The organism is Streptomyces xiaopingdaonensis, from assembly GCF_000262345.1.
Lineage (GTDB): Bacteria > Actinomycetota > Actinomycetes > Streptomycetales > Streptomycetaceae > Streptomyces > Streptomyces xiaopingdaonensis.
Genome location: NZ_AJTQ01000033.1, coordinates 1 through 22,462, shown reverse-complemented (window position 1 = coordinate 22,462; position 22,462 = coordinate 1). Strand labels below are relative to the sequence as shown.

Annotated in this window: 19 protein-coding genes; 6 read left to right on the top strand and 13 right to left on the bottom strand. The window is 72.0% G+C overall.

Features of this window, described 5'->3' with window-relative positions; translation table 11 throughout:
• Positions 1 to 326 precede the first annotated feature (326 nt).
• The 5 genes from UWG_RS0101935 to UWG_RS29310 all read left to right on the top strand — a co-directional run bounded on the left by UWG_RS0101935 (position 327) and on the right by UWG_RS29310 (position 6,502).
• Entirely contained in the window at positions 327 to 1,706 is a 1,380-nt protein-coding gene (locus UWG_RS0101935) for a helix-turn-helix domain-containing protein (RefSeq protein WP_016905519.1), read from the top strand.
• Positions 1,707 to 1,708: 2 nt separating this feature from the next.
• Positions 1,709 to 2,515 (top strand): toll/interleukin-1 receptor domain-containing protein, encoded by an 807-nt coding sequence (locus tag UWG_RS0101930; protein WP_016905518.1) that lies wholly within the window; start codon positions 1,709 to 1,711, stop codon positions 2,513 to 2,515.
• Positions 2,512 to 4,476 carry a hypothetical protein gene (locus UWG_RS0101925; protein WP_157838522.1) on the top strand — a complete coding sequence of 655 codons (1,965 nt, stop codon included), beginning with the start codon at positions 2,512 to 2,514 and terminating at the stop codon, positions 4,474 to 4,476. Before UWG_RS0101930 ends, UWG_RS0101925 begins: the two co-directional genes overlap by 4 nt.
• A 20-nt stretch (positions 4,477 to 4,496) precedes the next feature.
• Positions 4,497 to 5,669, top strand: a complete 1,173-nt coding sequence (locus tag UWG_RS0101920) for a hypothetical protein (protein WP_016905516.1) — start codon at positions 4,497 to 4,499, stop codon at positions 5,667 to 5,669.
• A gap of 65 nt (positions 5,670 to 5,734) precedes the next feature.
• A complete protein-coding gene (locus UWG_RS29310; RefSeq protein WP_016905515.1) occupies positions 5,735 to 6,502 on the top strand; it encodes an HAD family hydrolase in 768 nt (255 codons plus the stop codon).
• A gap of 225 nt (positions 6,503 to 6,727) precedes the next feature.
• Here the strand turns inward: UWG_RS29310 and metK are convergent, their stop codons facing one another.
• The 13 genes from metK to pyrR all read right to left on the bottom strand — a co-directional run bounded on the left by metK (position 6,728) and on the right by pyrR (position 21,768).
• The gene (metK, locus tag UWG_RS0101910) at positions 6,728 to 7,936 is read right to left on the bottom strand and encodes a methionine adenosyltransferase (RefSeq protein WP_019544327.1); all 1,209 of its coding nucleotides are present in this window, start codon (positions 7,934 to 7,936) and stop codon (positions 6,728 to 6,730) included.
• 597 nt (positions 7,937 to 8,533) lie between these two features.
• Complete coding sequence (gene coaBC, locus UWG_RS0101905) at positions 8,534 to 9,787, bottom strand: bifunctional phosphopantothenoylcysteine decarboxylase/phosphopantothenate--cysteine ligase CoaBC (RefSeq protein WP_016905513.1); 1,254 nt, start codon at positions 9,785 to 9,787, stop codon at positions 8,534 to 8,536.
• A 179-nt stretch (positions 9,788 to 9,966) separates the two neighbouring features.
• Positions 9,967 to 10,248: a DNA-directed RNA polymerase subunit omega gene (gene rpoZ / locus UWG_RS0101900; protein WP_016905512.1), complete on the bottom strand. Its 282-nt coding sequence runs from the start codon at positions 10,246 to 10,248 to the stop codon at positions 9,967 to 9,969.
• Positions 10,249 to 10,412: 164 nt separating this feature from the next.
• Positions 10,413 to 11,012: a guanylate kinase gene (gmk, locus tag UWG_RS0101895; RefSeq protein ID WP_016905511.1), complete on the bottom strand. Its 600-nt coding sequence runs from the start codon at positions 11,010 to 11,012 to the stop codon at positions 10,413 to 10,415.
• 49 nt (positions 11,013 to 11,061) lie between these two features.
• Complete coding sequence (gene mihF, locus UWG_RS0101890; RefSeq protein WP_016905510.1) at positions 11,062 to 11,385, bottom strand: integration host factor, actinobacterial type; 324 nt, start codon at positions 11,383 to 11,385, stop codon at positions 11,062 to 11,064.
• Positions 11,386 to 11,599: 214 nt separating this feature from the next.
• Positions 11,600 to 12,460: an orotidine-5'-phosphate decarboxylase gene (gene pyrF, locus UWG_RS0101885; protein ID WP_016905509.1), complete on the bottom strand. Its 861-nt coding sequence runs from the start codon at positions 12,458 to 12,460 to the stop codon at positions 11,600 to 11,602.
• Positions 12,457 to 13,575: a quinone-dependent dihydroorotate dehydrogenase gene (locus UWG_RS0101880; RefSeq protein ID WP_016905508.1), complete on the bottom strand. Its 1,119-nt coding sequence runs from the start codon at positions 13,573 to 13,575 to the stop codon at positions 12,457 to 12,459. The genes pyrF and UWG_RS0101880 overlap by 4 nt, the downstream gene beginning before the upstream one ends.
• A 92-nt stretch (positions 13,576 to 13,667) precedes the next feature.
• Complete coding sequence (gene carB, locus UWG_RS0101875; RefSeq protein WP_029391080.1) at positions 13,668 to 16,991, bottom strand: carbamoyl-phosphate synthase large subunit; 3,324 nt, start codon at positions 16,989 to 16,991, stop codon at positions 13,668 to 13,670.
• Positions 16,984 to 18,126, bottom strand: a complete 1,143-nt coding sequence (gene carA, locus UWG_RS0101870) for a glutamine-hydrolyzing carbamoyl-phosphate synthase small subunit (protein ID WP_016905506.1) — start codon at positions 18,124 to 18,126, stop codon at positions 16,984 to 16,986. Before carA ends, carB begins: the two co-directional genes overlap by 8 nt.
• The gene (locus UWG_RS0101865) at positions 18,123 to 18,758 is read right to left on the bottom strand and encodes a PH-like domain-containing protein (RefSeq protein WP_016905505.1); all 636 of its coding nucleotides are present in this window, start codon (positions 18,756 to 18,758) and stop codon (positions 18,123 to 18,125) included. Before UWG_RS0101865 ends, carA begins: the two co-directional genes overlap by 4 nt.
• Positions 18,755 to 20,044 (bottom strand): dihydroorotase, encoded by a 1,290-nt coding sequence (locus tag UWG_RS0101860; protein ID WP_016905504.1) that lies wholly within the window; start codon positions 20,042 to 20,044, stop codon positions 18,755 to 18,757. Before UWG_RS0101860 ends, UWG_RS0101865 begins: the two co-directional genes overlap by 4 nt.
• Complete coding sequence (locus UWG_RS0101855) at positions 20,044 to 21,042, bottom strand: aspartate carbamoyltransferase catalytic subunit (RefSeq protein WP_016905503.1); 999 nt, start codon at positions 21,040 to 21,042, stop codon at positions 20,044 to 20,046. The genes UWG_RS0101860 and UWG_RS0101855 overlap by 1 nt, the downstream gene beginning before the upstream one ends.
• A 114-nt stretch (positions 21,043 to 21,156) precedes the next feature.
• Positions 21,157 to 21,768: a bifunctional pyr operon transcriptional regulator/uracil phosphoribosyltransferase PyrR gene (gene pyrR, locus UWG_RS0101850; RefSeq protein ID WP_016905502.1), complete on the bottom strand. Its 612-nt coding sequence runs from the start codon at positions 21,766 to 21,768 to the stop codon at positions 21,157 to 21,159.
• Positions 21,769 to 21,961: 193 nt separating this feature from the next.
• Here pyrR and bldD point away from each other — a divergent pair.
• Positions 21,962 to 22,462: transcriptional regulator BldD (bldD, locus tag UWG_RS0101845; protein ID WP_016905501.1), on the top strand; the 501-nt coding region annotated here is incomplete at its 3' end.

The following is a 22,462-nucleotide window of genomic DNA, read 5'->3' as shown; positions in this document are numbered from 1 at the left end:
GCGCCGTGGTGTGCGCTCGAGCTCCTCCCGCGCCGTGGCCACCACCGGTAGCCCGGCCGCGCCGCGGCCGTCTCCTCGAAGCGGACGCACGCCTCGGCGACGACCGCCCGTTCCCGCAGCAGCGGCAGCACCGACACGAGCCTGACTCCCCCGCGCTCGCCCCGGCAGCCGGGCGGCCTCGACGCCGGTTCCGGGGTGCGCTTGCCTGGGCGAGGCTCCTCAGGAGGAAACGGGAAACGCCCGGTTCCCCTTGTCCGTCCGTACAGCCCGGAACCAGGCTGACGTCAGGCGCCCGGCCGTTGTGCGGACCGTCCCTGGAGGTCTACGTGCACGACCGTCCGCTGCCCTTCGGGCCCGAGCTCAGAAGACTCCGACTCCGTGCGGGCTGGACCCTGACCCGCCTCGCCGGAGCGGTGCACTACAGCAAGTCCCAGCTCAGCAAGGTGGAGCGGGGCCTCAAGCGGCCCAGCCCCACACTCGCCCGGCTCTGCGACGAGGTGCTCGGCGCGGGCGGCGCCCTCAACGGGCTCGTCGCCGTGCAGCAGCACGGGGAGCCGGCCGGGGACGGCACGGCGTCCGCGGGACGGCCGTCGGAAGGCGAACGCGAAGGAGACGAAGGGGAGGTGTGGCTGATGGGCATGGCCCCGGACGGCGGTTGGTTCCGCCCGGTACCGCGGAGCATGGCCCGTAGGGAGGTGGTGGCCGCCGGCGCGGCCTCGGTCTTCCTCTTGCCCGGGGCCGGGGCGGCGCGCGCGGAAGGCAGCGGGGTCGTCGCCGCCGCGCGCTCCCTCTTCGGCGAGTACCGCCGGATCGGACAGGCGTCGAGCCCGGCGCTGCTGCTGCCCGCGCTGATCGCGCAGACACACTCGCTCCGCGGCCTCGCGGCCGCTCACGAGCGCCGCACCCGCGCCCAACTCCTCAGCCTCGCCGCCCGGTACGCCGAGTACGTCGGCTGGCTCGTCCAGGAGACCGGGGACAACGCCGGAGCAGTGTGGTGGACGGACCAGGCGGTGCGACTCGCCGAGGCGGGAGGCGACCGCAGTCTCACCGCCTACGCCTCCGTCCGCCGCGGGCTCGTCGCCCTCTACCAGGGCGACGCCGCCGCCACGGTCGCACTCGCGGCCGCAGCGCAGAAGTCCGGCATGCCGTGGCGGATCCGAGGTCTGGCAGCCCAACGTGAAGCTCAAGGCCACGCGCTGGCCGGTGACTTCGACGCCTGCATGCGCGCCCTGGACAGGACGCGTGACTGGCTCTCACGCGAAGCCTCCGACGGCGGGCCCATCATCGGCACGTCCCATCTGAGGGACCCCGCGGCGATGGCCGCCGGCTGGTGCCTGCGCGATCTCGGCGACCCCGCCGGGGCCGCGGCCGAGCTCGACCGCGAGATCGCTGCCCTGCCACCGCACGCCGACCGTTCGCACGCCCGCTACGGAGTGCGCCGTGCGCTCGCCTACGCAGAGGCCGGCGAGGTCGAGCACGCCTGTTCCCTCCTGGAGAGCCTGCTGCCCACCGTCGACTCCGTCGACTCGGCGACGGTCCGCTCCGACCTGGCCCAACTCGCGCACGTCCTGCGCCGGCACCGCACGCTCCGCGCCGTACGGGCGCTCGAACCACGCGTCGCTGCCTCGCTCCACCCGGCCGCACCCGCGGTCGGTGGCCCCGTTCCGCCCTTCGACAGCCCCTTCGACAGCCGAGGAAAGGACTGACGATGCCCGAGGTGTTCGTCAACTACCGTACGCACGACGGCGACAAGACCGCGGCCCACCTCGCCGAGAAGCTCGCCGACCGCTTCGGGGACGACCTGGTCTTCCGCGCCAGCTCCTCCATCCGGCCCGGCGCCGCCTTCCCCGCAGAGATCCTGGACAGCCTGCGCAGTTGCTCCGTCGTCGTCGCCGTCGTCGGACCGCGCTGGCTCACCTATCCGGACGCCGCCGACCCCGCTCTCGCGCGGGAGGACGACTGGGTCCGGAGAGAGCTCCTCGAAGCGCTCGTACGCGGCATCCCGATCGTGCCCCTCCTCGACGGCCGAACGATGCCGCGCCTCACCCGGGCCGAGCTCCCCGCAGCCCTCGCCGACCTCGCGGACCTCCAGTACCTGCGCTGGGACACCAGGACAGTGGAGACGGACGCCCAACGCGTGGGCGACGAACTCGCCGCACTCGTACCGCGGTTGGCGCACGCCGACGCGGACGCGCCCCAGGAGTCCGGACAGCGCGAGGCCGCGGTCGACAACACCGTCGGGGACGTCACGGGCCCCGTCACCCAGTACGGCGACCTCACGGGCGACTCCACGCACACCTCCATCGGAACGGTGCACGGCTCCGCCCACACCGGCTCGGGCGACCAGAACATCGACGCGCGCCGGTACCGCGGCGGCACCCACAACGCGCCGGGCGCGCGCAGTTACAGCGCCGGGCGGATGACCAACATCGAGGGCGGTCTCCACGGCGACTGGTGGGAGCTGCCGCAGGGAAGCCCGGGAGAGCGTCCGGACGAGGCCGAGGACGAGCGTTGACCGATCAGGCGCAGACGTGGATGGACTCCGCGTACGGATACGTCCATACGGGGACGGGCGACCAGAACGTCTACAACGTCGGCTTCGCAAACCTCGGCCACTGGCTCCGCAACACTGCCCGCCCGGACCCGCGCCGCATCGCCAAGGCCGAACTCGACCGGCTCCGCGCCTCGTTCGTCGCGCCCCCGGAGCTGGTCCGAGCACGCCGCACACTCGACTCGGCATGCGCCGTCGTCCTCCTGGGCCGGACGGGCAGCGGACGCACCACCACCGCCAAGATGCTCCTCGAAGGCGGCACCGACGACGTCCTCGTCCGGCAGCTTCTCGATCAGCGGGAAGAGGGCCAAGGCATCGCCCTGGACCCCGAGCAGATCGAACCGGGCGGGCGGTACCTCCTCGACCTCTCGGCCGTCGAGGAGCGTCGCTTCCAGGTCTTCATGGAGGAACTGTCCACCGCCGTCGAAGAACTGCCCGACAAACGGGCGCGGTTGTGCATCGTCGCGCCGTGGGAACGTCGCGCTGAGCTCCCTCCGGCGCTCCAGCCCCTCAGGGTGGACATCACCGCGCCACCGCAGCCGGAGGTACTGAAGAAGCACCTCCTCATGAACGGCTCGAATCTCGACCCGCAGACGGTCGCGGGCAGCCCCCGCATCCGCGAACGGCTGCAGAACGCGACGCTGCACGAGGTGAGCCACCTCGCCGAGGAACTCGTGCGCACCCGTCGGCACCGCGGCGAGTCCGACGAGGAGCTGCTCGACCGCGTGCTCCCCGTCGAGGCAAGCTCGGCCGCCGCCCTGGTGGACGTGCTGGAGACCGGCCGGCAGCGCGCGGTCCTCCTCGCCCGCTGCCTCCTGCCGGACGCGCGAGCCGAGAGCGTCCTCGACGCCGCCGAGGACCTCGCGGACGCGGCCGCCGAAGCCGGCGAACCCGTCCCGGTACTCGAACGCCGCCCTCTTTCACGGCAGTTGGACGACCTCGTCGGCCTGCTGCACGCCGGAGGTGACACGACGAGCCCAGGACAGGTCAGGCGGGAGAACCTCACCGAGGCGCACTTCGCAGAGGCCGTCACCGACCACTTCTGGGACCAGTTCCAGGCGCTCCGGCCCCAGATCGCCCGCTGGGCGCAACGCCTCGTGCACAGCGGCCGGTTGGAGCCCGCGGAAAGCACCGCGTTCGTGGGCAGGTTCGTCCGGCTCAGCCTCCGCACGTCGCCGGAGCTGCTGGACGAAGCGGTCAAAGCGTGGACCGACGGCAGGCGACCGCACCTCGGACTGCCCGCGGCCGGCACCGCGTTGGAGGCGGCCGTCGTGGACCCGCGCCGCGGAAGCGCCTTCCGCCGGCTCCTCTACGACTGGGCCACCCTCCCCGGCCTCCCCCGCGAGCGGGCACAGGTCGTCCTCGGGGTCTGCACGGGCACCATGGCCACCCTGTACCAGCGGCAGGCGATGGTGCGCCTGCACCACCTCTCCCGCCAGCGCGACCCGCAGATCGCCGAAGTCGCCCGCGAGGCACTGCTGACCTCGACGAACGACACGGCATGGCTGCAACGCGCTCTGTTGAGCCGCCTCGCACCCGCGGACCCACGCCACGGCAGCGCGGACGCGGCGCTCTTCGCAGCCTTCGCCGAGCCCGAACGCCTCACCGAGGGCCGTCAACGGCCCCGTGTATCCGGGTGGTTCGGCAACGAGCTCGCCCGTTGCTGGGCCGACGTCCTCACCGGGCACCCGCAGGAGTCCTGGGAGCAGCCCGCACGCGCATGGCTGCGGGCCGCCGCCCCCGGCCGTCCCCGCGCGAGCACGCTGCTCGCGATCCTCGTCCACGCCTGCGGGCGCGACGGCACGCTGCACGCGCTGCTCTACGCACTCGCCGCCGACGTCGAGCGCGAGGACGGCGCACGACGCGGTCTCGCCGCACACTTCCTCACCGAGAGCCGGAAGCGCCTCGGTCTCTCCTGCCGTTGACCAACACCCCTGGAGTCCATGTGAGTTCGGGACACCGCACCGTGGTGGCCTTCGTCGCCCTCATCTCCGGCCTCTTCGTCGCCATCGTGGGCCTCGCCACGGGCTGGCCGCTCTGGGCCTGGCCCGCGGCCGGCGCCCTCCTCCTCGGCGCGGCCCTCGGCCTGCTCCGTCTGCTGCGGCCACACGAGGACCCGCTGGGCAAGAAGTACACCTCCTGCCCCGACCTGCCGATCGATCCGCCCGAACGGAGGGAGGAGCGGCTGACCGCGGTCACGCTGCACAGCGCCGAGGAGGACTACGACTTCCTCTTCTCCGCCGTCGTACGCTGGCGCCCCCTCGTCGAGCCGCTCTGCTCCCCCTCTCCCGGCGCTCTCGCCGTCAGCGCCGTGGTCGAGCGCGCCGCGCAGCTCACTCGTCAACTCCCGCCGGACAGGTGCTCGTTGGGTCAGTACCAACTGCGCGGCGCCCTCGCCGCGATGGTGCCCGAACCAACCGGAGAGGTGGAAGCGATGGCCGAACACGTCTCGCTCACCCTCGCCGAGTCGGACGCGCAGCGGCTGGAGCGGCTCGCCACGGTCCGCAAGGAGGAGTCCGTCTGGGAGCACGAGAGGCGCTGGGAGACGAGCCGAAGGGAGTACCTCGGCGGAGACGTGCTCCAGGACCCCGGCCGGGCCGTCGTGTGGTGGCTCTCCCGCAACAACGACGACGTACGCAGGACCGTCGACGACATCGACCTGCTCGCCCGCCTCTCTTCCGCCGCCAACAACCAGCGCGTCCCCGAGGAGTTCAAAGACCTGGTCCACCCCCTCGCCACCGTCCCGGAACAGGAAGCCTCCCCGGCCGCCGGAACGTGGGCGGCCCCGGACCTCGCGAGCACTGCCGCCGAACACGTCGAGGAGGCCCTGCGGGAGTGGGGATGGAAGACGGGAGACCCCGAAACCGCCTACGCGACGCAGCACTTCGCCGAGTTCCTCCGCCGCATGGGCAAGGACCAGGACGCCGACCGGCTCCTCCAGCACTTCCTCGGTCCGGAGTGGCCGGGAGAACCTCCCGAGGAGACGCCCGGCGGCACCGACACCGCTCCCCCTCCGACCGACGAGGACATCCCCGACCGTCCCACCGGCCCGGAACCGCCCGCCGACCCCGGCTCCCCGGACGCCCCGCCACCCGACGATCCGGGGCACGCCGCCTGAACCCCCAGCCCTTCCCGTCCCGAGGCCCCCTGTCCCCCGCCCCCGCGAGGAGGTAGGCAGGCCCGATGCAGCCTCCCCGCTACGGCCCCGACGGCCCCCTGCGCCCGCTGGCAGCGCGCACCTCGCCCGCTCCGGTGCGCGCCGTCCTCTTCGACTTCTCCGGCACGCTCTTCCAGATCCGCGACTACACCGAACGCCTCCGCGCTCTCCTCCCGGGACCCGTCCCGCAGGAGGAGATGGAGCACCTCCTCGACGCCCTCTCCGCCGCCCTCGACGAGCCCGAGGTCGCCGAGGCCCAACGTGGTCGCGACACCTCGGCCCGCGCGCACCGGACTGCTTTCCTCACGTGGTACGCGCGGGTACCCCGGCTCGCTGCGATCGCCGAGGAGCTGTACGGGCAGTTGCGCTCGCCCTCCTGGTGGCTCCCGTATGCGGAGACCGGTGCGGTGCTCGGTGCGCTGTCCGCCTCGGGCGTCCGGGTCGGCGTCGTCAGCGACATCGGGTGGAGGCTGCCGCCGACCTTCCGGCACCGCGCGCTCGACCGGTACGTCGGGGCCTGGGTGCACTCCTTCGAGCACGGCACGGAGAAGCCGGACCCGCTCCTCTTCAGGCACGCCTGCGCGGAGTTGGGCGTCGCCGAGGACGAGACGCTGATGGTCGGCGACAACCCCGTCAAGGACGGCGGAGCCGTCGCGGCAAGGCTGCGCTCCTACGTGCTGCCGACCGGTGCGGCGCCGGGCGCGCACCGCGGTCTCGATGCGGTGCTGCGCCTCGCGGACGTCACGGGGGCGGTCGGCGGACCCCGCTCCTCCGACACCGCCACTTCCCGCTGACCGGAACCCCGATCGGCGTGTGAGCGAGCCGACTTGGGCGTACGATCGCCGGTGGCGACGGCCTGAGGCTCCGTCACCACTCCCGTGTTCACTTGGCGCCTCTCGGCCGCCGCTCGCCCACTCCCGCGGAGTGGGCGCAAGCGGCGGCCGGCAGCGCCGGAACCCGGCCCGCCGAGGGCGGAGCCGGGTTCCGGATGCTCGCCCCCGCGGAGGGGGCGTGGCGTCTCAGACGCCTGCGGCCTTCTTCAGCGCGTCGACGCGGTCGGTGCGCTCCCAGGTGAAGTCCGGGAGTGCGCGGCCGAAGTGACCGTACGCCGCCGTCTGCGAGTAGATGGGACGCAGCAGGTCGAGGTCGCGGACGATCGCGGCCGGACGCAGGTCGAAGACCTCCGAGATGGCACGCTCGATCTTCTCGGCGTCGATGGTGGCGGTGCCGAAGGTCTCGACGAAGAGACCGACGGGCTCCGCCTTGCCGATCGCGTACGCGACCTGCACCTCGCAGCGGCCGGCGAGACCGGCGGCGACCACGTTCTTCGCGACCCAGCGCATCGCGTACGCGGCCGAACGGTCCACCTTGGACGGGTCCTTGCCGGAGAAGGCGCCGCCACCGTGGCGGGCCATGCCGCCGTAGGTGTCGATGATGATCTTCCGTCCGGTGAGACCGGCGTCGCCCATCGGGCCGCCGACCTCGAACCGTCCCGTCGGGTTGACGAGCAGGCGGTAGCCCTCGGTCTCCAGCTTGATGCCCTCGTCGACGAGCGCCTTCAGCTCGGGCTCCACGACGTACTCGCGGATGTCGGGGGCGAGCAGGGAGTCGAGGTCGATGTCGGCCGCGTGCTGCGAGGAGACGACGACCGTGTCGAGGCGGACGGCCTTGTCGCCGTCGTACTCGATGGTGACCTGGGTCTTGCCGTCGGGGCGCAGGTACGGGATGGTCCCGTTCTTGCGGACGGCCGAGAGGCGCTCGGAGAGCCGGTGCGCGAGGGTGATCGGCAGCGGCATGAACTCGGAGGTCTCGTCGCAGGCGTACCCGAACATCAGGCCCTGGTCGCCCGCGCCCTGCTTGTCGAGCTCGTCGTCGTCGCCCTCGACGCGCTTCTCGTAGGCGGTGTCGACGCCCTGCGCGATGTCGGGCGACTGGGCGCCGATGGACTCCTGGACGCCGCACGAGGCGCCGTCGAAGCCCTTCTTCGACGAGTCGTAGCCGATCTCCAGGATCTTGTTGCGCACGAGCGCGGAGATCGGGGCGTAGGCGTTGGTGGTGACCTCGCCGGCCACGTGCACCTGGCCGGTGGTGATCATCGTCTCGACGGCGACCCGGGACTTCGGGTCCTCCTTGAGGAGGGCGTCGAGGATGGTGTCGCTGATCTGGTCAGCGATCTTGTCAGGGTGACCCTCGGTCACTGATTCCGAGGTGAACAAGCGGCGCGACACATCGCTCCCTGGGGTTGCAGCGGCTGCTGGCTGAACATGACGGACCGGTCGGGGGCTGCGCCCAAGCACGGTCCGACGTCAGTTTATCCATCCCGACCCGCTTCCAGTCACGGGCTCTCGCAGTACGAGACGAGCCCCACCTGCGCTCTCGCTCGGAAGGGGCCACCGGAAACCCCGCCTAGATCAGGCTATGTCGCACTCTGTCGACCCCAGGAACAGGCGGTTTTCCACAACGCGAAGTAACTGCGCAGACACACGAGAGCACGCAAAGAGAAATCGAGGAGCCGGGCGTGTATCGCCTGAACAAGAACCTTGCTCGCGAACCTTGCAAAGTACCCAACAAGCAGACATACCGGGTTTATTGGTCATCGCAGCCCGATGAGCGCCGCCGACTCCCGCCGCTCCGACCCGCCCACCACGACAGCTACTCTCCGTGTCCAATTCCGTCTTCCCGGCAGCCCCGACTCCCGCGCGAAACTGCCGTGTTGGCACCTTTTGACCGTTTCCGTCGTACGCCCGAACACCCGCGCCACCCCGAGCGCGCGACGTGGCGTTCCTCACCACCGAGCCACCGAGCCCGCCCGCGCGAGCCCGCGCTCAACCGAGGCGCTCGGCGACGAGGTCCCACACCCGCTCCGCCAGCGTCTCCTTCGGCCCGTACGGCACCGGCGTCTCGCCCCCGTCCGCGGCGAGGACGACCGCCTCGTTCTCCTCGCTCCCGAACGTCCGGTCCTCCCCCACTTCGTTGACGACCAGAAGGTCGCACCCCTTGGCGCGCAGCTTCTCGCGACCGTGCGCGAGGACGTCGTCCGTCTCGGCCGCGAAGCCGACGAGCACCTGTCCTGCCCGCGGACGCTCCGCCGCCAGCTCGGCGAGGACGTCGGGGTTCCGCACCAGGGCCACCGGGTCCGGCTCGGCACCCGACCGCTTCTTGATCTTCCCCGCGGCGTACTCGGCCGGACGGAAGTCCGCCACCGCCGCCGCCATCGCCACCGCGTCGGCCTCACCCGCCGCCGAGACCATCGCAGCGCGGAGCTCCCGTGCCGTCCCGACCTCGACGACCTCCACACCGGCCGGCGCCGGAAGCGAGCTGTTCGCGGCGACCAGCGTGACCCGCGCCCCCCTGGCGGCCGCGGTACGGGCGAGCGCGTAACCCTGCTTCCCCGAGGAGCGGTTGCCGAGGAACCGGACCGGGTCGAGCGGCTCCCGGGTGCCGCCCGCGCTGATCACCACGTGCCGGCCCGCGAGGTCGGGGACGAGCGCCTCGGGACCGCGCGCCAGCACCCGGCGGCAGAGTGCGAAGATCTCCGCCGGGTCGGGGAACCTGCCCTTCCCCGAGTCCTCGCCCGTGAGCCGTCCGACGTCCGGCTCGACGACGACCGCCCCTCGCGCACGCAGCTTCGCGACGTTCTCCTGGGTCGCCGGGTGCTCCCACATCTCGGTGTGCATCGCCGGTGCGAAGACGACGGGACAGCGCGCGGTGAGCAGCGTGTTGGTGAGCAGGTCGTCCGCGAGACCTGCGGCGGCCCTGGCGAGGACGTCCGCCGTCGCCGGCGCGACGACGACGAGGTCGGCGCTCTGCCCGATCCGCACGTGCGGCACCTCGTGGACCGACTCCCACACCTCCTCGGAGACGGGGTGCCCGCTCAGGGCCGACCACGTGGCCGCGCCGACGAAGTGGAGCGCCGAGGCGGTCGGCACCACCCGCACGTCGTGCCCGCTCTCCGCGAACCGCCGCAGCAGCTCGCACGCCTTGTACGCGGCGATACCACCCGAGACACCGAGCACCACCCGCGGGGCCTCGCCACCGGGGCCGTGCTCGTGCTGCTCCACCTGCGTCTGCTCCACCATCGCCCGCTCTCTCCCCTGCGCCCGCACGCCGGCGGGCACCTCACGACCCGGTAGTGCGCGCGGATGCGCGCGCCGGTTCCATCACACACCAGGGGCCCGGCAGCCGCGCTGCCGGGCCCCTGGAGGGATGTTGCCCGTGGCCGGTCTCCGCTCGGCGCCGGCCGCGCCTTCCCGCTCGCCTACGGCGCGACGGGCGCGGGCGCCTCGATGGCCTCGGAGGTCAGCAGGCCCGCGTTGATCTCGCGCAGTGCGATGGAGAGCGGCTTCTCGTGGACGTGCGTGTCGACCAGGGGGCCGACGTACTCGAGAAGGCCCTCACCGAGCTGCGAGTAGTACGCGTTGATCTGACGCGCACGCTTGGCGGCGTAGATCACGAGGCTGTACTTCGAGTCGGTCGCCTCCAGCAGCTCATCAATCGGCGGGTTGATGATGCCCTCGGGCGTGGTGATGGGAGAGGACACGCTCTGCCTTCCGAAGGGGTGGAATCGGTACGGCCGGCGAGGAGCCGACCTGTTGGGGCCCGGGGCGCCCGACGAGTGTGTCCGCGGCGCGTTTCCCGGGGAGGCCGACGGCTGGCGGTGCCAGAAGCCGACCGGGATGCGGACCGAGCCCTCGGGTGACTACCTCAGGGAGCGATCCGCATCAAGGCTAGCAGCTCGTCCGTGACCTCCTCGACGGAGGTGTTGATCAGGCTGCGGTCGAACTCCGCCTCGGCGGCCAGCTCGACGCGTGCGGCCTCCAGCCGGCGCTCCACCACCTCGGGAGGCTCGGTCCCCCTGCCGGTGAGCCGGCGTACGAGCTCCTCCCAACTGGGCGGAGCGAGGAAGACCAACTGCGCCTCCGGCATGGACTCCCGGACGAGCCGCGCCCCCTGGAGATCGATCTCCAGGAGGACGGGCTCGCCGCGCTCCAGGTGCTGCAGGACGGCCTGGCGGGGGGTGCCGTACCGGTTGCCGGCGAATTCGGCCCACTCCAGCAGTTCGCCGTTGGCGACCAGCTTGTCGAACTGCTCGTCGTCGACGAAGTGGTACTGCACCCCGTCGCGCTCGCCCGGTCGGGGTCGGCGGGTGGTCGCGGAGACCGAGAGCCAGACCTCGGGATGGGCTTTGCGCAGATGTGCGACGACCGTGCTCTTGCCGACACCGGACGGGCCGGAGAGTACGGTCAGCCGCGCGGTGCCGACCGGGGGTGCCGGATTTTCTCGCGGGGGGACTGCGGAACTCATGCCGTGATTATCCCGGTTCCGAGAGGGTGCCCGGCACCAATGGGGCACCTCAGGCGTTCGCGCCGCCGAACTCGCTCTCGAGAGCGGCGATCTGGTTGGAGCCAAGACCGCGCACCCGGCGGCTCTCGGAGATACCGAGCCGTTCCATGATCTGCTTGGCGCGGACCTTGCCCACGCCGGGCAGTGACTCCAGGAGAGCCGAGACCTTCATCTTGCCGATCACGTCGTTCTTCTGGCCCTGCTTGATCACGTCGTGCAGGGAAGCGCCGGAGTGCTTGAGCCGGTTCTTGACCTCGGCGCGCTCCCGGCGAGCCGCGGCGGCCTTTTCGAGCGCGGCTGCGCGCTGTTCAGGGGTAAGGGGCGGAAGAGCCACGCCTGCGTCACCTCGGATGTCGAACTGTCGGATATGGACCGGTGAGGAACCTAGTAGCCCCACACCTGCGGAGCAACGAGCAACGCGCCTGTTCGCGCCGCTGAAGGGGAGACTAGCGGCCGGGAGCGCAACAGTCAGCGAGAACAAGCGAAAAGTCCAGGTCAGGCTCAACCGAGGCAGACATTTCCGGGCAAACTCGATGGTTTCTCCAGCCTCAACTCACCGCTCTCCACACCTCGTCGGCGAACCGCTCGGCGGAAGCCCACAATCCGCTTGCCTGCGGGCCGTGTTGCAGCACCCCGCGGCTGACGCTCGCGAGCACGCTGCCCGCAGCGGAGCCGAAGACGGCGGGCAGGTCCTCGGGCCGCGCTCCCTGCGCACCGATCCCGGGCGCCAACAGCGGCCCGCCGCAGGCGAGCTCGGCGCCGGCCGCCCCGGCGCCGACCGTCGCACCGACGACGGCACCGAACGAACCCAGCGGCTCCGCACCGGCGTTGGCCTCCGCCAGCCCGCGCAGCACCCCGCTCGCGACCGTTCCGCCCGCCGGCGTGGCCGCGTGCTGCACCTCGGCGCCCTCCGGATTGGAGGTGAGCGCGAGGACGAAGAGCCCGCTCCCCGCCGCGCGCGCCCGCTCGAAGGCCGGGCGGAGCGACCCGAAGCCGAGGTAGGGGCTGACGGTGAGCGCGTCGCTGAAGAGAGGCGAGGCAGGGTCGAGGAAAGCGTCCGCGTAGGCGCCCATCGTCGAGCCGATGTCGCCGCGCTTCGCGTCCATGAGCACCAGCGCACCGCCCGAACGCGCCTCGGCCACCGCGCGCTCCAGCACGGCGACGCCGCGGGAGCCGTACCTCTCGTAGAACGCCGACTGCGGCTTGAGCACCGCGACCCGGTCGGCGAGCGCCTCGACCGTCGTACGCGTGAACCGCTCCAGCCCGGCGACGTCGTCGTCGAGCCCCCACGCGGAGAGCAGCGACGGGTGCGGGTCGATACCGACGCAGAGCGGGCCGCGCACGTCCATGGCACGCCGCAGGCGGGCGCCGAACGGGTCGGCGGGCGCGTGGACTTGTGGCTCGGTCATGCGGACTCCGTCCTCGGGGCGTCGCCGCGCGCCTCGGCGCCGACCGCTTCGGCGAGCGTCGCGTACGGGCTCTCGCGCAGGAGTCGCGCGAGGCCGTCGTGGAGAGCACGGGACCACAGCGGCCCGCGGTAGACGAAGGCGCTGTACCCCTGGACGAGGGTGGCGCCCGCGAGGATGCGCCGCCAGGCGTCCTCGGCCGTCTCGATGCCGCCGACGCCGACGAGCGTGAGCCGGTCCCCGACCCGTCCGTGGAGCCGGCGCAGGACCTCGAGCGACCGCTCCTTGAGGGGGGCGCCCGAAAGGCCGCCCGCCTCGGCGGCCGACTGAGAGCGCAGGCCCAGCCCGTCCCGCGCGACGGTGGTGTTGGTGGCGATGATGCCGTCGAGGCCGAGCTCGACGGCGAGGTCGGCGACGGCGTCGACGTCCTCGTCCGCCAGATCCGGGGCGATCTTCACCAGCAGCGGCACCCGGCGCCCGCGCGACGTGCGGTCGGCGGCCTCGCGCACGGCGCGCAGCAGCGGGCGGAGTGCGGCGGTCGCCTGGAGGTTCCGCAGTCCGGGTGTGTTCGGGGACGAGACGTTGACGACGAGGTAGTCCGCGTACGGCGCGAGCCGCTCGGCGGACACGACGTAGTCCGCCGTCGCCTCGGCCTCCGGAACCGCCTTCGTCTTACCGATGTTGACGCCGACCGTCGTACGGAAGACGGACCTCCGTGCACCGAGACGGGCGGCGACGGCGGCCGAGCCCTCGTTGTTGAACCCCATCCGGTTGACGAGCGCGCGCTCGCGCGGGAGCCGGAAGAGCCGCTTCGGCGGGTTCCCCGGTTGGGGCTCGCCCGTGACGGTTCCGACCTCGACGTGGTCGAAGCCGAGCAGCGCGAGGCCGTCGATGCCGGCCGCGTTCTTGTCGAAACCGGCGGCGAGCCCGAAGGGACCGTGCATGCGCAGTCCGAGCGCCTCGGTGCGCAACTCGCGGTGGCGCGGCGCGAGGACGGCGGCGGCGAAGGTGCGGAGCACCGGGACGCGCGCGGCGAGCCGAATCCAGGCGAAGGCCGCGCGGTGCGCGCGCTCGGGGTCCATGCGCGCGAAGAGGAGCCGGAAGAGGAGCTGGTACAAGACGGTTGCCTCGGTGCCTTCTGCGATGGGTGGCCTGCGTGGCGGGGGCCGAACGGACGGGGCGGGCCGCGGAGTCCGGCCCGCCCCGTCCGTCAGAGCGCCCTGGCGGAGGTGAGCTGCTCGGCGTGCTCCTGGAGGGAGCGGACGCCGACCTCTCCGCGGGTGAGCGCCTCGATCCCCTGCACCGCGGCGGCGAGCGCCTGCACGGTGGTGAGGCAGGGCACGGCGCGGGCGACGGCGGCCGTGCGGATGTCGTAGCCGTCGAGGCGACCGCCGGTGCCGTAGGGGGTGTTGACGATGAGGTCGACGTCGCCGTCGTGGATGAGCTGGACGATCGTCTTCTCCCCCTGCGGGCCCTCGCCCTGGCCGTGCTTGCGCACGACGGTGGTCTCGATGCCGTTGCGCCGCAGTACCTCGGCGGTGCCCGAGGTGGCGAGCAACTCGAAGCCCATCGCGACGAGTTCCCGCGCAGGGAAGATCAGCGCCCGCTTGTCGCGGTTGGCGACGGAGACGAAGGCGCGTCCCTTGTGGGGCAGCGCACCGTAGGCCGCCGCCTGGGACTTGGCGTACGCGGTGCCGAAGACCGCGTCGATGCCCATGACTTCGCCGGTGGAACGCATCTCGGGGCCGAGAACCGTGTCCACGCCGTGGCCGTGCACGTCGCGGAACCGGTTCCAGGGCAGCACCGCCTCCTTGACGGAGATCGGCGCGTCCATCGGCAGGTCGCCGCCGTCCCCGCTGCCGGGGAGGAGGCCCTCGTCACGCAGCTCGGCGATGGTCGCGCCGAGCGAGATGCGGGCCGCGGCCTTCGCCAGCGGCACCGCGGTCGCCTTCGAGGTGAACGGAACGGTGCGCGAGGCGCGGGGGTTGGCCTCCAGGACGTAGAGGATGTCCCCGGAGAGCGCGAACTGGATGTTGATGAGCCCGCGCACGCCGACGCCCGCGGCGATCCCTTCCGTCGAGGTGCGGAGGCGCTTGATGTCGTAGCCGCCGAGCGTGATCGGGGGCAGGGCGCAGGCGGAGTCGCCGGAGTGGATGCCGGCCTCCTCGATGTGCTCCATCACGCCGCCCAGGTACAGCTCGTGGCCGTCGTAGAGGGCGTCGACGTCGATCTCTATCGCGTCGTCGAGGAACCGGTCGATCAGCACCGGGTGCTGCTCGATGAGTCCGGCGTGCCGCTCCAGGTACGCGGCGAGCGCGTTCTCGTCGTAGACGATCTCCATTCCGCGCCCGCCGAGCACGTACGACGGGCGGACCATCACCGGGTAGGTGATCTGGGCGGCGATCCGCTTCGCCTCCTCGAAGGAGAACGCGGTGCCGTACTTCGGCGCCGGCAGCCCCGCGTCGGCGAGCACCCGGCCGAACGCCCCGCGCTCCTCGGCAAGTTCGATCGCCTCGGGAGAGGTGCCCACGATCGGCACGCCGTTGTCCTTGAGCCCCTGCGCCAGGCCGAGCGGCGTCTGGCCGCCGAGCTGGACGACGACTCCGGCGACCGGGCCCGCCTGCTGCTCGGCGTGGACGATCTCCAGGACGTCCTCGAGCGTGAGCGGCTCGAAGTAGAGACGGTCGGAGGTGTCGTAGTCGGTGGAGACGGTCTCGGGGTTGCAGTTGACCATCACCGTCTCGTAGCCCGCCTCGTGGAGCGCGAAGGAGGCGTGAACGCAGGAGTAGTCGAACTCGATGCCCTGCCCGATCCGGTTCGGCCCCGAGCCGAGGATGATCACGGCCGGCTTCTCGCGGGGCGCGATCTCGGTCTCCTCGTCGTAGGAGGAGTAGAAGTACGGGGTGCGCGCGGCGAATTCGGCGGCGCAGGTGTCGACCGTCTTGTAGACGGGGCGCACGCCGAGCGCGTGCCGCACCTCGCGCACCACGTCCTCGCGCAGCGAGCGGATCTGGCCGATCTGCGCGTCGGAGAAGCCGTAGCGCTTCGCCTCCGCGAGCAGTGCGGGCTCCAACTCGGGGGCGGCCGCGACCTCGTCGGCGATCTCCTTGATGAGGAACATCTGGTCCGTGAACCACGGGTCGATGTGCGTCGCCTCGAAGACCTGCTCGGGGGTGGCACCGGCGCGGATCGCGCCCATCACCGCCTGCACCCGGCCGTCGGTCGGGCGGCGCGCCTCCTCCAGCAGATCCGCGGCGAGCGCCGGGTCGCTCTCGCCGCCCGCCGTGAAGTCGAACTGGCTGCCGCGCTTCTCCAGCGAGCGGAGCGCCTTGTTGAGCGCCTCGGGGAAGTTCCGGCCGATCGCCATCGCCTCACCGACCGATTTCATCGTCGTGGTCAGCGTGGAGTCGGCGGCGGGGAACTTCTCGAAGGCGAACCGGGGGGCCTTGACGACGACGTAGTCCAGCGTCGGCTCGAAGGAGGCCGGCGTCTCGCCCGTGATGTCGTTGGGGATCTCGTCGAGCGCGTACCCGACGGCGAGCTTCGCAGCGATCTTGGCGATCGGGAAGCCCGTGGCCTTCGAGGCGAGCGCGGAGGACCGCGAGACGCGCGGGTTCATCTCGATCACCACCACCCGGCCGTCGGCGGGGTTCACCGCGAACTGGATGTTGCAGCCGCCGGTGTCCACGCCGACCTCGCGGATCACCTCGATGCCGATGTCCCGCAGCACCTGGTACTCGCGGTCGGTGAGCGTCATCGCGGGTGCCACGGTGATCGAGTCGCCGGTGTGCACACCCATCGGGTCGAAGTTCTCGATCGAGCAGACGACGACCACGTTGTCGTTGCGGTCGCGCATCAGCTCCAGCTCGTACTCCTTCCACCCGAGGATCGACTCCTCCAGCAGCACCTCGGTGGTCGGCGACAGCGTGAGCCCCTGCCCCGCGATCCGGCGCAGCTCCTCCTCGTCGTGCGCGAAGCCGGAGCCGGCCCCGCCCATCGTGAACGACGGGCGCACGACCACCGGGTAGCCGCCGAGCTCGTCGACGCCCTCGAGGACGTCGTCCATCGAGTGGCAGATGTAGGAGCGAGCCGACTCGCCATGCCCGATCCGGTCGGCGACGGCGGCGACGACCTCCTTGAACTGGTCGCGGTCCTCGCCCTTGTTGATCGCGGCGACGTTGGCGCCGATCAGCTCGACGCCGTACTCCGCCAACGTGCCCGCGTCGTGCAGCGAGATCGCGGCGTTCAGCGCCGTCTGTCCGCCGAGCGTCGGCAGCAGCGCGTCGGGGCGCTCCTTCGCGATGATCCGCTCCACGAACTCCGGCGTGATCGGCTCCACGTACGTCGCGTCCGCGATCTCGGGGTCGGTCATGATCGTCGCCGGGTTGGAGTTGACGAGGACGACCCGCAGCCCCTCGGCCTTCAACACCCGGCACGCCTGCGTACCGGAGTAGTCGAACTCCGCAGCCTGACCAATCACGATCGGCCCCGAACCGATCACCAACACGGACTGGATATCGGTGCGCTTAGGCACGCTGGCCCTCCATCAGGCTCACGAAGCGGTCGAAGAGGTAGGCGGCGTCGTGCGGACCCGCTGCCGCTTCGGGGTGGTACTGGACGCTGAATGCCGGTCGGTCGAGGAGCCGCAGCCCCTCGACGACGTCGTCGTTGAGGCAGACGTGGGAGACCTCGGCGCGGCCGTAGGGGGTGTCGCTCGGCGCTTCGAGCGGTGCGTCGACGGCGAAGCCGTGGTTGTGCGCGGTGACCTCGACCTTGCCCGTGGCCCGGTCCTGCACCGGCTGGTTGATGCCGCGGTGGCCGTACTTGAGCTTGAAGGTGCCGAACCCGAGCGCCCGCCCGAGCATCTGGTTGCCGAGACAGATCCCGAAGAGCGGGGTGCCCCGCTCCAGTACGCCGCGCATCAGCTCCACCGGGTGGTCGGTCGCCGACGGGTCGCCCGGGCCGTTGGAGAAGAAGACGCCGTCCGGACCGACGGCGTAGACCTCCTCCAGCGAGGCGTCCGCCGGCAGCACGTGCACCTCGATCCCGCGCTCCGCCATCCGCTGCGGCGTCATGCCCTTGATCCCGAGGTCGACGGCGGCGACGGTGAACCGCTTCGTCCCCTGCGCCGGAACGGTGTACGCCTCAGCGGTCGCCACCTCGTCTGCGAGCGCACGTCCCGACATCGCCGGCTCCTCGCGCACCCGCGCCAGCAGCAGCTCGACGTCGGCGACGGCCGGTCCCGAGAAGATCCCCACCCGCATCGCACCGCGCTCCCGCAGGTGCCGGGTGAGCGCGCGAGTGTCGACCCCGCTGATCCCGACGACGCCCTGCGCGCAGAGCTCCTCGTCGAGCGAACGGGTCGCCCGCCAGCTCGACGGGGTGCGCGCCGGGTCGCGGACCACGTAGCCGGAGACCCAGATCCGGTCCGACTCGCGGTCCTCGTCGTTGACCCCCGTGTTCCCCACGTGCGGGGCCGTCATCACGACCACCTGACGGTGGTACGACGGGTCGGTGAGCGTCTCCTGGTAGCCGGTCATGCCGGTGGAGAAGACGGCCTCACCGAACGTCTCCCCCACGGCCCCGTAGGCGCGGCCCCTGAAGCTGCGCCCGTCCTCCAGGACGAGTACGGCGGGAGCCTTCCCGGCTCCCCTGGTGGAGGTGGTCATCGTGCGCCTTTCTCGGTGGCCGCCGGCTCGGTGCCGGCGGTGTCCTGCTCGGTTGTGCCTGCTCCGCCGCGCTCGGCGAGGAGGGTGTGCAGCTCCGCGACCCACGCCGGGTGCTCCGCCGCGCGGTCGGCGCGGAAGCCCGAGTCGAGGAGCCTCTCGCCGTGCTGCCAGACGACGACGAGGAGCCCGCCCTCGGCGAGCACCTTGCCGGCGATGCCCTTGTCGAGCCGGGCGTCCCGGAGCTGGGCGAGGGGGATGAAGAAGTCCTGCGCGCCGGGTCGCCGGACGTCCAGCCCCTCGGCGGTGAGCGTCAGTTCGGCCCGGCTGCGGACGCCCAGGCCGTGCGCGACGATCCGGTCGAGCCACTGCCCCGCCGTCGTCGACCCGTGGTAGCGGCCCGACGCGGTGCGCAGCACCTCACCGCGCTCGGCCGGCGTCGAGGGCAGCTCGGGAAGGTCCCCCTGAAGCGTGCCGCGCCACTTCCAGCCCTGGCGCATCAGCCAGTACAGCAGCGCGACGAAGAGCACGAGACCCACGACCCAGCCGATGCGGGCCGCCCAGTCGGTGACCTCCTGGGACTTCTGTTCCGCGGCGAGCCAGTGCGGCACGGCGAGGGTGGTCGATGCGTTCACGCGAGCTTCCCGTCCACGACAGTCGTACGTCCCCGCAGCCAGCAGTGGGTGACGCGGCCGGGCAGCTCAAGGCTCCGGTAGGGCGTGTTCCGGCTGCGGGAGGCGAACCCTTCCGGGTCCACCTCTCCACGGTATGCCGCGTCGAGCAGAACCAGGTTCGCGGGCTCGCCTGCGGCGATCGGCCGGCCGTGGCCGTCGAGCCGCCCGATCTCAGCCGGCCGGTGCGACATCCGCTCGGCGACCTGCCGCCAGTCGAGCAGCCCCGTCTCGACCATGGTGTGCTGCACCACCGAGAGGGCCGTCTCCAGGCCGAGCATCCCCATGGCGGCCGCTCCCCACTCGCAGTCCTTGTCCTCGTGGGGGTGCGGGGCATGGTCGGTGGCGACGCAGTCGATCGTGCCGTCGGCGAGCGCCTCGCGGAGCGCCATGACGTCGGCCTCGGTCCGCAGCGGCGGGTTCACCTTGTAGACGGGGTCGAAGGAGCGCACCGAGTCGTCGGTGAGCAGCAGGTGGTGCGGCGTGACCTCGGCCGTGACGTCCCAGCCCTTCGACTTCGCCCAGCGCACGATCTCCACGGAGCCCGCCGTCGAGAGGTGGCAGACGTGCAGCCGGGAGCCGACGTGCGCGGCGAGGAGGACGTCGCGGGCGACGATCGACTCCTCGGCCACCGCGGGCCAGCCCCCGAGCCCCAGTTCGGCGGAGACGGCGCCCTCGTTCATCTGCGCGCCCTGGGTGAGCCTCGGCTCCTGCGCGTGCTGCGCCACCACCCCGTCGAACGCCTTGACGTACTCGAGGGCCCGCCGCATGATCACCGCGTCGTCGACGCACTTGCCGTCGTCGGAGAAGACGCGCACCCCGGCCGCGGAGTCGTGCATCGCGCCGAGCTCCGCGAGCTGCCTGCCCTCCAGGCCGACGGTGACGGCGCCGACCGGCTGCACGTCGCAGTACCCGGACTCCCTGCCGAGCCGCCACACCTGCTCCACGACGCCCGCCGAGTCCGCGACGGGGAAGGTGTTCGCCATCGCGTGGACGGCCGTGTACCCGCCGCTCGCCGCGGCCCGGGTGCCGGTGAGGACCGTCTCGGAGTCCTCACGGCCCGGCTCCCGCAGGTGCGTGTGGAGGTCGACGAGGCCGGGGAGGAGCACGGCGCCCGCCGCGTCGACCACCTCGGCGTCCGGGGCTTCGAGCCCGGTGCCGACCTCGGCGATCGTCTCCCCTTCGAGCAGTACGTCCTGCTCCTCGCCGCCGAGGACGCGTGCGGAGGTGATCAGGGTCTTCGTTGCCATCAGGCGTTCTCCTCGGCGTCGGCGGAGCGCCCTGCCGTCCCGGCGGGCGCGGGGCTGCCGGCGGGCTCGGCGCCGCCAAGCAGCAGGTACAGCACGGCCATCCGCACGCTCACGCCTGCGGTGACCTGCTCGACGGCGGTGCACCGCGGGGAGTCGGCGACCTGCGCGGTGATCTCCATGCCGCGGTTCATCGGGCCGGGGTGCATCACCACGGCGTGTTCGGGCATCCGCGCCATCCGCTCGCCGTCGAGCCCGTAGCGCCGCGCGTACTCCCGCTCGGTGGGGAAGAACGCATCCCGCATCCGCTCGCGCTGGACGCGGAGCATCATCACCGCGTCCGACTTGGCCAGCACCGGGTCGAGCGCGTAACTCACCTCGCACGGCCACTCCTCCACTCCGACCGGCACCAGCGTCGGCGGCGCGACGAGCGTGACCTCGGCGCCGAGGGTGCTGAGCAACCGCACGTTGGAGCGCGCGACCCGGCTGTGCAGGATGTCCCCGACGACCGTGACGCGCTGCCCCGCGAGGTCCCGTCCCTCGGCGCCGACGAGCCGCCTGCGCAAGGTGAACGCGTCGAGGAGCGCCTGCGTCGGGTGCTCGTGCGTCCCGTCCCCCGCGTTGATCACGGAGCCGCCGATCCATCCGGAGGTGGCCAGCCGGTGCGGGGCGCCGGAATCGGGGTGGCGGATGACGACGGCGTCGGCGCCCATCGCCTCCAGCGTCAGCGCCGTGTCCTTGAGCGACTCCCCCTTCGAGACCGAAGACCCCTTCGCGGAGAAGTTGATGACGTCGGCCGAGAGGCGCTTCGCCGCTGCCTCGAACGAGATCCGGGTGCGGGTCGAGTCCTCGAAGAAGAGGTTGACGACGGTGCGGGCGCGCAGGGTCGGCAGCTTCTTGATCGGCCTGTCGGCGAGCCGGGCGAGCTCCTCGGCCGTGTCGAGGATGAGCACGGCGTCGTCACGGCTCAGCTCGGCGGCCGAGGTGAGATGGCGCTGCATCTGTTGCCTTCCGGGTATGTACGGGCAGTCGGGCACACCGGCGTACGGGCAGGCGGCGGTGAGGCGCGGGCGCGCCGGCGCACGGCTCCCGTGGCACGAGCGGTGTCGGGTGGGTCAGCCGGCCTCGGAGGCGCGTGCGGGCGCCTGCGCCTCATCGGTGGCCGCGAGCTGCCCGAGGAGCACGCCGTCGCGGCCGTCCTCCTCCGCGAGCTGCACCTTCACCGTCTCGCGCAGCGAGGTGGGGAGGTTCTTGCCGACGTAGTCGGCGCGGATCGGAAGCTCTCGGTGTCCGCGGTCGACGAGGACGGCCAGTTGGACGGCGCGAGGGCGCCCGATGTCACCCAGCGCATCCAGCGCGGCACGGATGGTGCGCCCGGAGAAGAGGACGTCGTCGACGAGGACTACCAAGCGTCCGTCGACCCCGCCGTCGGGGATCTCGGTGCGGGCGAGGGTGCGCGCGGGGCGGAGACGGAGATCGTCTCGGTACATGGTGATGTCGAGGGAGCCCACCGGAATCGAGCGTTCGGTGATCTCGCGGAGCTTCGCGGCGAGCCGTTCGGCGAGGTGCACGCCGCGGGTGGGGATACCGAGAAGCACCACGTCGTCGGCGCCTTTGGCACGCTCGACGATCTCGTGCGCGATACGGGTCAGGACCCGCGCGATGTCAGGGGCCTCCAGCACGGGCCGCGCGGGCTCGGGGGGCGCCTGGGTACTGCTGTCGTCCATTCGAGGGACCTCCTTCCCCGCCTCACGGGACGGGCGTTAAAGGACGTCTGGCCTTTCGCCGCACCACATTAGCAGCCTCGGCGCGTCGGACTTGACCCCCTGGTCGGCGGTGTGCTGAGCCTCTCGGCTTGACGCGGCACATTACGCTGCGTAACCTCACAATGAGTTACGAAGACTTCGTCCGGGGAGCCTTATGTCCAGCGAATACGCCAAGCAGCTCGGTGCGAAGCTCCGAGCCATCCGCACTCAGCAGGGCCTCTCCCTCCACGGGGTCGAGGAGAAGTCGCAGGGCCGCTGGAAGGCGGTCGTCGTCGGCTCGTACGAGCGCGGGGACCGCGCGGTCACCGTGCAGCGCCTCGCGGAGCTCGCCGACTTCTACGGGGTCCCGGTGCAGGAGCTCCTGCCCGGCACCACTCCGGGAGGCGCCGCCGAGCCGCCGCCGAAGCTCGTCCTCGACCTGGAGCGGCTGGCGAACGTGCCGGCCGAGAAGGCCGGACCGCTCCAGCGGTACGCCGCCACCATCCAGTCCCAGCGCGGGGACTACAACGGCAAGGTCCTCTCCATCCGCCAGGACGACCTGCGCACCCTCGCGGTCATCTACGACCAGTCGCCCTCGGTCCTCACCGAGCAGCTGATCGGCTGGGGCGTGCTCGACGCCGACGCGCGCCGCGCCGTCTCGCACGCCGAGGACCTC